The organism is Salipiger sp. PrR003 (assembly GCF_010500785.1).
In the GTDB taxonomy this organism is placed as follows: domain Bacteria; phylum Pseudomonadota; class Alphaproteobacteria; order Rhodobacterales; family Rhodobacteraceae; genus Salipiger; species Salipiger pacificus_A.
In genome coordinates this window covers 263,985-276,446 of record NZ_JAAGOV010000043.1, presented here as the reverse complement: position 1 = coordinate 276,446, position 12,462 = coordinate 263,985, and the positions used below count along the sequence as shown (strand labels likewise).

Here is a 12,462-nt window from a genome sequence, read left to right as displayed (position 1 = left end):
CCTTGTTCGCGCGGTTCTCGATGAGGTCGTCGACGACCGAGGGGTCGGCGAGGGTGGAGGTGTCGCCGAGGGCGCCGTAGTCGTTCTCGGCGATCTTGCGCAGGATGCGGCGCATGATCTTGCCCGAGCGGGTCTTCGGCAGGCCGGGGGCCCATTGGATGAGATCGGGGCTGGCGATCGGGCCGATTTCCGTCCGCACCCAGCTGCGCAGCTCTTTCTTCAGCTCCTCCGAGGGCTCGATGCCGTTCATCAGCGTCACGTAGCAGTAGATGCCCTGTCCCTTGACGCTGTGCGGGTAGCCGACGACCGCGGCCTCGGCGACCTTGGCATGGGCGACGAGGGCGCTTTCGACCTCGGCGGTGCCCATGCGGTGGCCCGAGACGTTGATCACGTCATCGACCCGGCCGGTGATCCAGTAGTCGCCGTCCTCGTCGGCGCGGCAGCCGTCGCCCGAGAAGTAATAGCCCTTGTACTGCTGGAAATAGGTCTGCTCGAAGCGCTCGTGATCGCCCCAGACGGTGCGCATCTGCCCCGGCCAGCTGTCCTTGATCGCCAGCACGCCCTCGGTCGGCCGCTCGGAGATCTCGACGCCCGAGGTCGGCTCGAGCACCACCGGCAAAATGCCGAAGAAGGGCTTCATCGCCGCGCCCGGCTTGGTGGCATGGGCGCCGGGCAGCGGGGTCATCAGATGGCCGCCGGTCTCGGTCTGCCACCAGGTGTCGACGATCGGGCAATTTCCCTTGCCGATCTTGTCGTTGTACCAGGTCCAGGCCTCGGGGTTGATCGGCTCGCCGACGGTGCCGAGCAGCTTCAGCGACGACAGATCACAGCCGTCGACATAGCTGTCGCCCTGGCCCATCAGCGCGCGGATCGCGGTGGGGGCGGTGTAGAACTGGTTCACCTTGTGCTTCTCGCAGACCTGCCAGAAACGGCTGGCGTCGGGCCAGGTCGGCACCCCCTCGAACATCAGCGTCGTGGCGCCATTGGCCAGCGGGCCGTAGACGATGTAGCTGTGGCCGGTGACCCAGCCGACATCGGCGGTGCACCAGTAGACGTCGCCCTCGTGGTAGTCGAAGACCACCTCGTGGGTGAGGGCGGCGTAAAGCAAATATCCACCACTCGAATGTACAACCCCCTTGGGCTTGCCGGTCGAGCCCGAGGTATAGAGGATGAACAGGGGGTCTTCGGCATTCATCGGCCGCGGCGGGCAATCCGGCGCGGCGGTCTCCATCAGCGCTTTCACGTCGACATCGCGGCCGTCGATCCAGCTGGTCTGGTCGCCGGTGTGCTTGACCACGAGGCAGCGCACCTTGTCCGAGCAGTGCAGCAGCGCGGCGTCGGTGTTGGACTTGAGCGCGGTGCGGCGGCCGCCACGCGGGGCCGTGTCGGCGGTGATGACGATCTTGGCGCCGCAATCGTTGATGCGGTTGGCCAGCGCGTCGGGCGAGAAGCCGGCGAAGACGATGGAATGGATCGCGCCGATGCGGGCGCAGGCGAGCATGGCATAGGCCGCCTCGGGGATCATCGGCAGGTAGATGACCACCCGGTCGCCGCGCATGACGCCCTGCGAGAGCAGGACGTTGGCCATGCGGTTCACCTTGTCGTAGAGCTCGGCATAGGTGATGTGCTGGGCGGGATCCTCGGGGTTGTCCGGCTCGAAGATGATCGCGGTCTGCTCGGCGCGGGCGGGCAGGTGGCGGTCGATGCAGTTGTAGGCGACGTTCAGCACGCCATCCTCGAACCACTTGATCGAGACGTTGCCGAAGTCGAAGCAGCTGTCCTTGATCTTCGTCGGACGGGCCATCCAGTCGAGCCGCTGCGCCTGCTCGCCCCAGAAGCCTTCGGGGTCCGAGATCGAGCGCGCGTACATCTCGTCATAGCGCGCGGCATCAATATGGGCCTTGGCCACGAAATCCGCGGACGGGGCGTGAAGGACGGGCGGGTGCGTCATGGTGTCTCCTCCTGTTTTGCCCCGCAGGATGCGGTCCGGGGCGGCGAATGCAAGGGGGCATCGTCGCAAAATCGCTTAAGGGCGCGCGCAGGGTTCCCAGCTGCGCGCTTGCCGGGGAGGGGTGCATACTTGCGCGCGGGCCGTTCCCCACGACGTCCCGCGCGCGCCCTCGGTTGGGGGTCCCCACCCCACCGAGGTGTTCGGTCGGCGCTCAGATCGCCAGGTATTCCGCGCGCAGCTCTTCGTTCCCGAGCACTTCGGCGGCGGTGCCGTCAAAGACGATGGAGCCGGTGTCGAGGATGATCGCCCGGTCCGCCAGCTGCAGCGCGCGCACCGCGTTCTGCTCGACGAGGATGGTGGTCATCCCCTGTTCCTTGATGTGCCGCAGGGTCTTCTCGATCTCGTCGACGATCACCGGTGCGAGCCCCTCGTAGGGCTCGTCGAGCAGCAGCACCTTGATGTCGCGCGCCAGCGCCCGGGCGATGGCCAGCATCTGCTGCTCGCCGCCCGACAGGGTCACCCCCTCCTGCTTGCGGCGCTCGCCGAGGCGCGGGAAGAGCTCGTAGAGACGCTCCAGCGACCAGCCGATGGGCGGGGCGATCTGCGCCAGCTGCAGGTTCTCCTCGACCGTCAGGCCCGGGATGATGCGCCGGTCTTCGGGCACGAGGCCGAGACCCGCCGTCGCTGCCTCGTAGGAGCTCATCCTGTGCAGCGGCTTGTGGTCGAGCCAGATCTCGCCGCGCTGGACCTGCGGCGCGTTCAGCCGGGCGATGGAGCGCAAAGTGGTGGTCTTGCCCGCGCCATTGCGGCCGAGCAGGGCGACGATCTCGCCCTCGTGCACGTTGAAGTTGATGCCCTGCACGATGTAGCTCTCGCCGTAGTAGGAATGCATGTCCCACACCGACAGGAAGGCCGGGGCCGTTTCGGCCATGTTGGCGTTCTTGGAAAAATCCGGTCTGACGTTCATCTGGTTCTCTCCTTACGCCGCTTCGCCGAGGTAGGCTTCGCGCACCTTGGGGTGGCCCTTGATGTTCTCGGGGCTGTCTTCGACCAGTGGCGTGCCCTGCGCGAGCACGGTGATCCGGTCAGCAAGGCTGAAGACCACGTGCATGTCGTGCTCGATGATCGCCATGGTGATGTCGCGCTTCTCCTTGATCTCCTTGAGCAGGTCGATCGTGTTGTTGGTATCGGCGCGGGCCATGCCGGCGGTGGGCTCGTCGAGCAGCAAGAGGCGCGGCTCCTGCACCAGACACATGGCCATCTCGAGCCGCCGCTTGTCGCCGCGCGACATGGAGGCTGAATGCATGTGCCGCTTGTCGAGCATCTTCACGTCTTCCAGCATCGCCTCGGCGCGGCTGCGCAGCTCGGCTTCGCTGTCGACCGAACGGAAGGCATGCAGGCGGTAGGCCCCGTCGCGGCGGGCGAAAAGCGGGATCATCATGTTCTCCATCACCGTCAGGTCGCCGAAGATCTCGGGGGTCTGGAAGACCCGCGAAATGCCCATCTGGTTGATCTCGAAGGGCTTGCGACCAAGCACCGACTGCCCGTCGAACATCACCGAGCCGGTGTCGGGGATCAGCTTGCCAACGAGGCAGTTGAGCAGGGTCGACTTGCCCGCCCCGTTGGGGCCGATGATCGCGTGCACGGTGTTTTCCGCGACGCTGAGGTTGACCTCGGACAGCGCCTTGAGGCCGCCGAAGCGCTTGTTGACGTCTTTCACTTCAAGAATGCCCATCTGCGCCTCCTCATTCCGCGGGTTCATGGCTGGCCTTGCTGGCCGCGCCGTTGTCTTCGGACTTGCCGCGCCGCAGCGCCTTCGCGATGCGCTGACCGCCTTCCACCAGCCCGCCGGGCAGGAAGATCACCACCAGCATGAACATCAGCCCCAGCGTCAGGTGCCAGCCCTTGCCGACGAAGGGGTGGATGACCGTCACGACGAAATTCTCCAGCCCGTCGGGCAGGAAGGCGAACCAGCCGTGCAGCACCCCGTCGTTGATCTTCGAGAAGATGTTCTCGAAGTACTTGATGAAGCCCGCGCCGAGCACCGGACCGATCAGCGTGCCCGCGCCGCCGAGGATGGTCATCAGCACCACCTCGCCCGAGGCCGTCCACTGCATCCGCTCGGGGCCAGCCAGCGGGTCCATCGACGCCAGCAGCCCGCCGGCGAGACCCGCGTACATGCCCGAGATCACGAAGACGGCGAGCGTGTAGGGGCGGGCGTTGAGGCCGGTGTAATAAAGCCGCTGCTGGTTCGACTTGATCGCCCGCAACATCATGCCGAAGGGCGAGCGGAAGATGCGCACCGACACGTAGAAGGCCAGGATCATGATCGCGGCGCAGAGGTAGTAGCCGACCGAGAAGTTGAAGCTCCAGGCGCCGATGTCGACGGTGGTGAAATGGCGCATCTCCAGCCCGAAGAGGTTGGTCACCGGGATGCCGCCATCGGCGGTCGCCGAGGCCCCGAGGATGCGCGGATCGTCGAGGGTGATCTGCAGCCCGGTCTCGCCGTTGGTGATCGGGGTGAGCACCGAATAGGCGAGGTTGTAGCTCATCTGCGCGAAGGCCAGCGTCAGGATCGAGAAGTAGATGCCCGAGCGGCGCAGGCTGACGTAGCCGATCACCACGGCAAAGAGCCCGGCCACGATCATCGACAGCAGGATCGCCGGTATGACGTTCATGCTCAGCAGCTTGAACATCCACACCGCGGCGTAGCTGCCGGCCCCCAGAAAGGCCGCGTGGCCGAAGCTCAGGTAGCCTGTAAGGCCGAACAGCAGGTTGAAGCCAATGGCGAAGATGCCAAAGATCACGAAGCGCTGCATCAGGTCGGGATAGCCCGCGTTGAACTGCGCCAACGAGCTGCCGGTGGGAAAGGGGTTGAGGATGAACGGCGCGCAGAGCGCCAGGATGATCACGACCACGAAGACGGCGGTGTCTTTTTTTCCAAGTCCGAACATGGTCTTAGTCCTCCATCACGCCCTTGCGGCCCATGAGGCCGCGCGGACGGGTCAGCAGAATGATGATGGCGACGAGGTAGATGATGATCTGGTCGATGCCGGGAAGGATCGACTTGATCTCGTTCATCGACGCGAAGCTCTCGAGCACGCCGAGCACGAAGCCCGCCAGCACCGCGCCGGGCAGCGAGCCCATGCCGCCGACGACCACCACCACGAAGCTCAGCACGAGGAAATCCATCCCCATGTGGTAGTTGGGTGAGTTGATCGGCGCGTACATCACACCGGCAAGCCCTGCCACTGCGGCGGCGAGACCGAACATGATGGTGAAGCGGCGGTCAATGTTGATGCCGAGCAGCCCCACGGTCTCGCGGTCGGCCATGCCGGCGCGGACCACCATGCCGAAGGTGGTGAACTGCAAGAAGGCGAAGACCCCGCCGATGATCAGCGCGGCGAAGGCGAAGTAGACGAGGCGCCAGTAGGGGTAGATGATCGCGTTGGGATCGAAGCCCAGCAGCACGCCGAAATCGAAGGAGCCGCGGAACACGTCGGGCGCGGGCGTCGGGATCGGGTTGGCGCCGTAGAAATACTTGATGATCTCCTGCAGCACGATGGCAAGGCCGAAGGTCACAAGGATCTGGTCGGCGTGGGGGCGGCGGTAGAAATGCTTGATCAGCCCGCGCTCCATGATCACGCCAATGGCGATCATCACGGGGATCGAGAAGAGGATGGCCAGCGGCACCGCCCAGTCGATGATCGTGGCGCCCGCGGCCTCGCCGAACCAGTCGTTGACATAGGGCACGTCGACCTTCAGCGGGTTGCCGAGAAAGTCGGTGCGGCTCTCGTCGACCACCTGGTGCGACAGGGTCAGGATGCGGTTGAGGGTGACGGCGCAGAAGGCGCCGATCATGAACAGCGCGCCATGGGCGAAGTTGACCACCCCGAGCGTGCCGAAGATGAGCGTGAGCCCCAGCGCGATAAGCGCATAGGCCGAGCCCTTGTCGAGCCCGTTCAGGATTTGAAGAATAATTGCGTCCATGTCCCGGCCTTCAGGTCAAAGGAAGTGCAGACGTTCCCGGCGCGGGGCCGGGAACGCTTGGATGCGGCCAGGCAAACGCGACCTGGCCGGCGTTGATGAAGGGCTCACGCGCCCGGGTTGCAGGACCCGAGGTTGCCGCCGGCGAACATCGGGTGATCCGGGGCATATTCCACCTGCGCCCGCGGCGTGACCTCGACCACTTCCAGAAGGTCGAACTCGGATTCCGGGTTCTCCTTGCCGCGGACCACCAGCACGTCCTTGAAGCACTGGTGATCGTCGGCGCGGTAGAGCGTCGGGCCATTGCCCAGGCCGTCGAACTCGAAGCCCTCGAGCGCGGCGCCGACCTCGCAGGGGTTGAACGAGCCCGCACGCTGCACGGCGTCGGCATAGAGCAGGGTCTGCACGTAGCAGGTGTGCGCGGCCTGGCTCGGCGGGAAGCCGTACTTGGTGCCGAAGCTCTTCACGAAGGCTTTCGAACCCTCGTCCTGCAGCGACCAGTGCCAGTTGGTCGAGCCGAAGATGCCCTTGACGTTCTCGCCGGCACCGCGCGCCATCAGGCGCGAGTAGAGCGGCACGACGATCTCGAAGTTCTTGCCGTTGACCTGCTTGTCGCGCAGGCCGAACTGCACGGCGTTGGTGAGCGAGTTCACCATGTTCCCACCGTAGTGGTTGAGCACCAGCACGTCGGCGCCCGAGTTCAGCACCGGCGCGATATAGGACGAGAAATCGGTCTGGGCGAGCGGCGTCAGCACGTTGTTGACGGTCTCCCAGCCCATCGCCTCGGTGGCGGCCTGGATCGACTCCTGCTGGGTCCAGCCCCAGGTGTAGTCGGCGGTCAGGTGATAGGCCTTGCGGTCCGTGCCGTACATCTTCTCGAGCACCGGCGCGAGCGCGGCGGCGGACATGTAGGCGTTGAAGAAGTGGCGGAAGCCGTTCGCCTTCTTGTCCTTGCCGGTGGTGTCGTTGGAGTGGGTGAGGCCTGCCATGAAGATCACGCCGGCCTCCTGGCAGAGGCCCTGCACGGCGACGGCCACGCCCGAGGACGAGCCGCCCGAGATCATCACCGCGCCGTCCTTCTCGATCATCGACTTCGCGCTGGCGCGGGCGGCGTCGGACTTGGTCTGGGTGTCGCCGGTGACATATTCGACCTTCTTGCCGAGGATGCCGGCCCCATCCAGCGTCTTCGAGCTGAAGGTGTTCATCATACCGCCGTCGCCGCCACCGTTGAGGTGCTCGACCGCCAGTTCGAAGGCCCGCAGCTCGTCGGCGCCCTCATCGGCGTAAGGGCCGGTCTGCGGCACGTTGAAGCCGAGGGTCACGGTGCCGCCGGTGGGCTCGTTGGTGAAGGCGGATGCGGACGAGCTTGTGAAGATCGTCGGCAGAGCGACGCCGGCTCCCGCAACGGCACCCGTTCTCAGCACGCCGCGGCGTGTCAGAGTCGATTTGGACATTGATTTCCTCCCGTTTCGATATTTGCGCCGCCGGGCTCCTCTTCCCGAGGGCGCAAAGCACGTCTCCGTGCAAAATCAGTATCGGACCACGAAAGAAAATCACGCAACAACTGCTTTTAGGTTAACAATTTTTTTATCAACAAATGCACAAAGAAATAGGGTAGGGTGTAAATTAATTTATCTTGCGCCGCAGAAAGGCCTTGAAAGGGTTCGAAAACCGCATGCCCCGCGACACGCTCACAGGAAGCCGAATCCGCGAAAGACGCACGATATTGGGCCTCAAGCAGGCCGATCTTGCACGTCAGGCGGGAATATCGGCTTCTTATCTCAACCTAATTGAGCACAACCGCCGCAGAATCGGTGGCAAATTGCTGCTCGATTTGGCGGAAATCCTCAAGGTCGAACCTTCCATGCTCACCGAGGGGGCCGAGGCGGCGCTGATTGCCTCGCTGCGCGAGGCGGCGAGCACAACCCGGGGCAGCACGGCGGAATTGGATCGGGTCGATGAATTCGCAGGCCGATTTCCCGGATGGGCCCGGCTTTTGGCCGAGGCCCGGGTGCGTATCGAAACGCTCGAGCGCAGCGTCGAGACGCTGAGCGACCGGCTGGCGCACGACCCGCAACTCGCCGAGGCGCTGCACGAGATGCTCTCGACCGTGACAGCGATCCGATCGGCGGCCTCGATCCTCAACGAGCCCGAGGCGATCGACCCCGAATGGCAGCGCCGTTTCCACCGCAATATCCACGAGGACAGCGCCCGGCTTGCCGAGAGCAGCCGCAGCCTCGTCAGCTACCTCGACGCTGAGGTCAAGGCGGCCAGCGAAAGCGGCACCCCGCAAGAAGAGGTGACCGCGCTCTTCGAGGCGCAGGGCTATCATTTCCCCGGGCTCGAGGGGGGGCAGGCGCCCGAGGCGGCGGCGGCGGAGCTGGAGGAGGATCTGTCGGACAGCGCCCGGGTGCTGCTGCGCCGCGCGCTGCGCACCTACGCCGAGGACGCGGCGGCGCTGCCGCTGCCGCAGGTGCTCGAGGCAGTCTCGGCCGAGGGCGCAGACCCTCTGGCGCTGCTGCGGCGCTTCGGCTGCGATGCCGCCCGCGCCATGCGACGGCTCGCCGCGCTTCCGGCAGATGCGGCCTGCGGACCGGTCGGGCTGGCGATTTGCGACGCCTCGGGGGCGCTGACCTTCCGCAAGCCCCTGCCGGAATTCCCGATCCCGCGCTTCGGCGCCGATTGCCCGCTCTGGCCGCTCTTTCCCGCGCTCAGCCGACCGATGACGGTGCTCTCGCGCCGGGTGCAGTTTGCCGGGCGGCAGGGCGGCGCGGTGCGCGCCTTTGCCGTGGCGCAGCCCGCCAGCGCGCCTCAGGCCAACCGTGACCCGATCTTCGAGGCGCACATGATGTTCACCCCCGAAGGGGCGGCGCGCGGCGGCGAAGAAACAGAGCTCGTCGGCGTCACCTGCCGCATCTGCGCCCGCGCGGCCTGCCCGGCCCGGCGCGAACCCTCGCTGCTGGGTGACGCAGCGGAGCGCAGTGCCTGAGGGTGGTCTTATTTTGACAGGGCGTGAAACATTGGTGATAAAAAGACATCACGGGGGAGCAAGCCTCGGTGCCGGAAGGGGGAGTGTCCGGCGCCTTGGGGAAAGGGGTGCATGTCCAAACACGTGCTGCTGATCGAGGATGAGCCGAATATCATCGAGGCAATCAGCTTCATCCTGTCGCGCGACGGGCTGGCCGTGGAAACCCATTCCGACGGCACCACCGCCAATGAAAAGCTGCGCGGCGCGCGTCCCGATCTGCTGATCCTCGATGTGATGCTGCCGGGCAAGAGCGGCTACGACATCCTGCGCGAGCTGCGCGCCGACCCCGCCACCGCGGCGCTGCCGGTGCTCATGCTCACCGCGCGCGGCCAGAGCCGCGACCGCGAGATGGCCGAGCGCGAAGGGGTCAGCGCCTTCATGTCGAAACCCTTTGCCAATTCCGAGATGCTCGACACCGTGCGGGCGCTGCTGAACGGCGTGCCGGAAGAGGCCCCCGGACCCCCATGAGCGAGGGCTCGCCCCGTCGCGGCACGCCGCCGGTCTTTCTCGAACGGCAGTCCTACCGCCGCCGCCGGGTGATGGACGGCGCGCGGGTGCTGCCCTTTCTCGGCGCGCTGCTCTGGCTGGTGCCACTGCTCTGGCAGGAGGACCCCGAGCAGGGCGTGCGCAGCTCGGCGGTGATCGTCTACCTCTTCGGGGTCTGGCTGCTGCTGGTGCTTCTGGCGGGCTTCATCGCCTGGGCGCTGGGGCGCCCGGCGCCGGGGGACGGGCTGGGCAGCGGGGGCGAGTGAACATGCTCAACACGCTGGTCGCCGTCTGTATCGCCTACGCGCTCTTTCTCTTCGCCATCGCCTTTGCCGCCGAGCGCATCGCCGCCCATGGCCAGGCGCGCTGGCTGCGCTCGCCGGCGGTCTACACGCTGTCGCTGTCGATCTACTGCACCGCCTGGACGTTCTACGGCGCGGTCGGCTCGGCGGTACGCACCGGCTTTGAATACATGGCGATCTATCTTGGCCCCTCGCTTGTGCTGATTGGCTGGTGGTGGATCCTGCGCAAGCTGGTGCGTATCGGCCGCTCGCAGCGCATCACCTCGGTCGCCGACCTTGTCTCGTCGCGTTACGGCAAGTCCAACCTGCTCGCGGTCTGCGTCACCTTGCTCGCGGTGATAGGCACCACGCCCTATATCGCGCTGCAACTGCAATCGGTGACGCTGAGCTTCCAGGTTTTCGCGGCGGGCGATCTCGCCACCGGCGAAGAGACCGGCCATACCGCGCTCTGGGTCGCCGCCGGGCTGGCGCTGTTCACGGTGATCTTCGGCACGCGCAACCTCGACGCCAACGAGCGCCACAACGGCGTGGTCATGGCGATCGCCGTCGAGGCGGTGGTGAAGCTCTTCGCGCTGCTCGCCGTCGGGGTCTTCGTGGTCTGGGGACTGGGCGGCGGGCTGACCGAGACGCTGGCGCGGATCGACGCCTCCGATCTTGGTCAATGGCGCATCGACGGCGGCCGCTGGGCGGGGGTGATGCTGCTCTCGGCCGCCGCCTTTCTCTGTCTGCCGCGGATCTTCCAGGTCCTGGTCGTGGAAAATGACAACGAGACCCACCTGCGCACCGCGAGCTGGGCCTTCCCGCTCTACCTGGGCCTGATGAGCCTTTTTGTCGTGCCCATCGCGGTGATCGGCCTCGATCTGCTGCCCGAGGGCTCGAACCCCGATCTCTTCGTGCTGACCCTGCCGCTGTCGCAGGGGCAGGGCGGGCTGGCGGTGCTGTCCTTCCTTGGCGGTTTCAGTTCCGCCACCTCGATGGTGATCGTCGCGGCCATCGCGCTCTCGACCATGGTGTCGAACCACGTGGTCATGCCGCTGTGGCTGCGCTTTGCCGAGCCGGGCGCCACCGTCTCGGGCGACGTGCGGACCGTCGTGCTGCTGGCCCGTCGCCTGTCGATCATCGGCGTGGTGATGCTGGGCTATCTCTACTACCGCCTTTCGGGCGGCGGCGAGGCGCTCGCGACCATCGGCTTTGTCTCCTTTGCCGGTGTCGCGCAGGTGCTTCCGGCGATGCTCGGCGGCATCTTCTGGCGCGGCGCCTCCAAGGCCGGGGCCTTCACCGGGCTGGTCCTCGGTTTCCTCGTATGGAACTACACACTCTTCCTGCCCTCCTTCGGGCCGGGGGTGCTGATGCCCGAGGCGTGGTTCGCCAACGGCCCCTTCGGCATCGGCTTCCTGCGGCCGCAGGCTATGTTCGGCCTGTCGGACATGGACCCGCTGCTGCACGCCTTCTTCTGGTCGATGAGCGTCAACACCGGCGGTGTCATCCTCGGCTCGCTTCTGAGCTTTCCGCAACCGCTGGAGCGCTTGCAAGGGGCGCAGTTCGTCAATGTCTTCGAGCATTCCACCGGCCCGCGCAGCTGGACCGGCAACGTTGCCCAGTCCGAGGACCTGATGATCATGGCGCAGCGAATCCTCGGCGCCCGTGACGCGCAGGAGCTCTTCGAGCGCGAGGCCGAGCGGCAGGGCGGGCGCGGCCCGCTGCCGGATGTGACCCCTCAGTTCCTTGAGACGATCGAACGCGAGCTGGCGGGCTCGGTCGGCGCGGCCACGGCCCATGCGATGGTCGGGCAGATCGTCGGGGGCATGTCGGTCTCGGTCGAGGATTTGATGGCCGTGGCCGACGAGACTGCGCAGATGATGGAGTATTCCGCCCGTCTCGAGGCGCAGTCGCAGGAGTTGGCGCGGACCGCGGCGCAGCTGCGCGAGGCCAATGCCAAGCTCACCCGCCTGTCGGTCCAGAAAGATGCCTTCCTCAGCCAGATCAGCCACGAGCTGCGCACGCCGATGACATCGATCCGCGCCTTTTCCGAGATCCTGCGGGACACCTCCGGGCTCGGCGACGCGGAGAAGACCAAGTATGCCTCGATCATCCATGACGAGGCGATCCGCCTGACCCGGCTGCTCGACGACCTGCTCGACTTGTCGGTGCTGGAGAACGGGCAGGTCAACCTGAACCTGCGCGAAGGGCTGCTGTCGGACGTGCTCGACCGCGCCGTGGCCGCGGCGGCGGCGGACGAGGCGGGGCGGCGGCTGGAGATCCGCCGCGATCGCGCCGCCGAGCAGATCGTGCTGCACACCGATCTCGACCGGCTGAGCCAGGTCTTCATCAACCTCATCGCCAATGCCCGCAAGTATTGCGATGCGCCGCGCCCGCGGCTCGAGATCTCGGTGCGGGCGGGCGCACGGCTGGCGCTCGACTTCACCGACAACGGCTCGGGCGTCGCCGCCGAGGCGCAGGACGTGATTTTCGAGAAGTTCAGCCGGGTCAGCGACCAGAAGGCCGGGGGCGCAGGGCTGGGCCTTGCGATCTGCCGGCAGATCGTCACGCGCCTCGGCGGCGACATCACCTATGTGCCGGGGCGCGCGGGTGCTTCCTTCCGGGTGAGCCTGCCCGCCGATCTGGCCATCGCCGCGCAGTGACAGGCGCCTTTCCCGCGCCGGGATAAAGCCGATGGTAACCAAATCCCGTCATAGATCGGGACTGGG

10 protein-coding genes are annotated in these 12,462 nt (G+C 66.2%); 4 read left to right on the top strand and 6 right to left on the bottom strand.

Annotated features, from left to right (window positions below; genetic code table 11):
• The 6 genes from acs to G0D83_RS16010 all read right to left on the bottom strand — a co-directional run.
• Window positions 1-1,951 (bottom strand): acetate--CoA ligase (gene acs, locus G0D83_RS16035; RefSeq protein ID WP_164195743.1); only part of this gene is annotated, 1,951 nt, incomplete at its 3' end.
• Window positions 1,952-2,162: 211 nt separating this feature from the next.
• Window positions 2,163-2,918 carry an ABC transporter ATP-binding protein gene (locus tag G0D83_RS16030; RefSeq protein ID WP_164195741.1) on the bottom strand — a complete coding sequence of 252 codons (756 nt, stop codon included), beginning with the start codon at window positions 2,916-2,918 and terminating at the stop codon, window positions 2,163-2,165.
• Between the two features lie 12 nt (window positions 2,919-2,930).
• Window positions 2,931-3,686, bottom strand: a complete 756-nt coding sequence (locus tag G0D83_RS16025; RefSeq protein WP_164195740.1) for an ABC transporter ATP-binding protein — start codon at window positions 3,684-3,686, stop codon at window positions 2,931-2,933.
• A 10-nt stretch (window positions 3,687-3,696) separates the two neighbouring features.
• Entirely contained in the window at window positions 3,697-4,905 is a 1,209-nt protein-coding gene (locus G0D83_RS16020) for a branched-chain amino acid ABC transporter permease (RefSeq protein WP_164195737.1), read from the bottom strand.
• A gap of 4 nt (window positions 4,906-4,909) precedes the next feature.
• A complete protein-coding gene (locus tag G0D83_RS16015; RefSeq protein WP_164195734.1) occupies window positions 4,910-5,941 on the bottom strand; it encodes a branched-chain amino acid ABC transporter permease in 1,032 nt (343 codons plus the stop codon).
• Between the two features lie 104 nt (window positions 5,942-6,045).
• Window positions 6,046-7,392 (bottom strand): substrate-binding protein, encoded by a 1,347-nt coding sequence (locus G0D83_RS16010; protein ID WP_108966415.1) that lies wholly within the window; start codon window positions 7,390-7,392, stop codon window positions 6,046-6,048.
• Window positions 7,393-7,613: 221 nt separating this feature from the next.
• Between G0D83_RS16010 and G0D83_RS16005 the strand changes: the two genes are divergently transcribed.
• The 4 genes from G0D83_RS16005 (at window position 7,614) to G0D83_RS15990 (ending at window position 12,396) form a co-directional block, all read left to right on the top strand.
• Window positions 7,614-8,927 (top strand): helix-turn-helix domain-containing protein, encoded by a 1,314-nt coding sequence (locus tag G0D83_RS16005; protein ID WP_164195732.1) that lies wholly within the window; start codon window positions 7,614-7,616, stop codon window positions 8,925-8,927.
• 111 nt (window positions 8,928-9,038) lie between these two features.
• A complete protein-coding gene (locus G0D83_RS16000; RefSeq protein WP_164195730.1) occupies window positions 9,039-9,434 on the top strand; it encodes a response regulator transcription factor in 396 nt (131 codons plus the stop codon).
• Entirely contained in the window at window positions 9,431-9,718 is a 288-nt protein-coding gene (locus G0D83_RS15995) for a hypothetical protein (protein ID WP_108966411.1), read from the top strand. Before G0D83_RS16000 ends, G0D83_RS15995 begins: the two co-directional genes overlap by 4 nt.
• Entirely contained in the window at window positions 9,715-12,396 is a 2,682-nt protein-coding gene (locus G0D83_RS15990; protein WP_164195728.1) for an ATP-binding protein, read from the top strand. The genes G0D83_RS15995 and G0D83_RS15990 overlap by 4 nt, the downstream gene beginning before the upstream one ends.
• Window positions 12,397-12,462 lie beyond the last annotated feature (66 nt).

Coding starts and splice junctions, on each gene's coding strand:
- G0D83_RS16030 (WP_164195741.1), bottom strand. CDS start 2,918: ATGAACGTCAGACCGGATTTTTCCAAGAACGCCAACATGGCCGAAACG.
- G0D83_RS16005 (WP_164195732.1), top strand. CDS start 7,614: ATGCCCCGCGACACGCTCACAGGAAGCCGAATCCGCGAAAGACGCACG.
- G0D83_RS16015 (WP_164195734.1), bottom strand. CDS start 5,941: ATGGACGCAATTATTCTTCAAATCCTGAACGGGCTCGACAAGGGCTCG.
- G0D83_RS15995 (WP_108966411.1), top strand. CDS start 9,431: ATGAGCGAGGGCTCGCCCCGTCGCGGCACGCCGCCGGTCTTTCTCGAA.
- G0D83_RS16025 (WP_164195740.1), bottom strand. CDS start 3,686: ATGGGCATTCTTGAAGTGAAAGACGTCAACAAGCGCTTCGGCGGCCTC.
- G0D83_RS16020 (WP_164195737.1), bottom strand. CDS start 4,905: ATGTTCGGACTTGGAAAAAAAGACACCGCCGTCTTCGTGGTCGTGATC.
- G0D83_RS16000 (WP_164195730.1), top strand. CDS start 9,039: ATGTCCAAACACGTGCTGCTGATCGAGGATGAGCCGAATATCATCGAG.
- G0D83_RS16010 (WP_108966415.1), bottom strand. CDS start 7,392: ATGTCCAAATCGACTCTGACACGCCGCGGCGTGCTGAGAACGGGTGCC.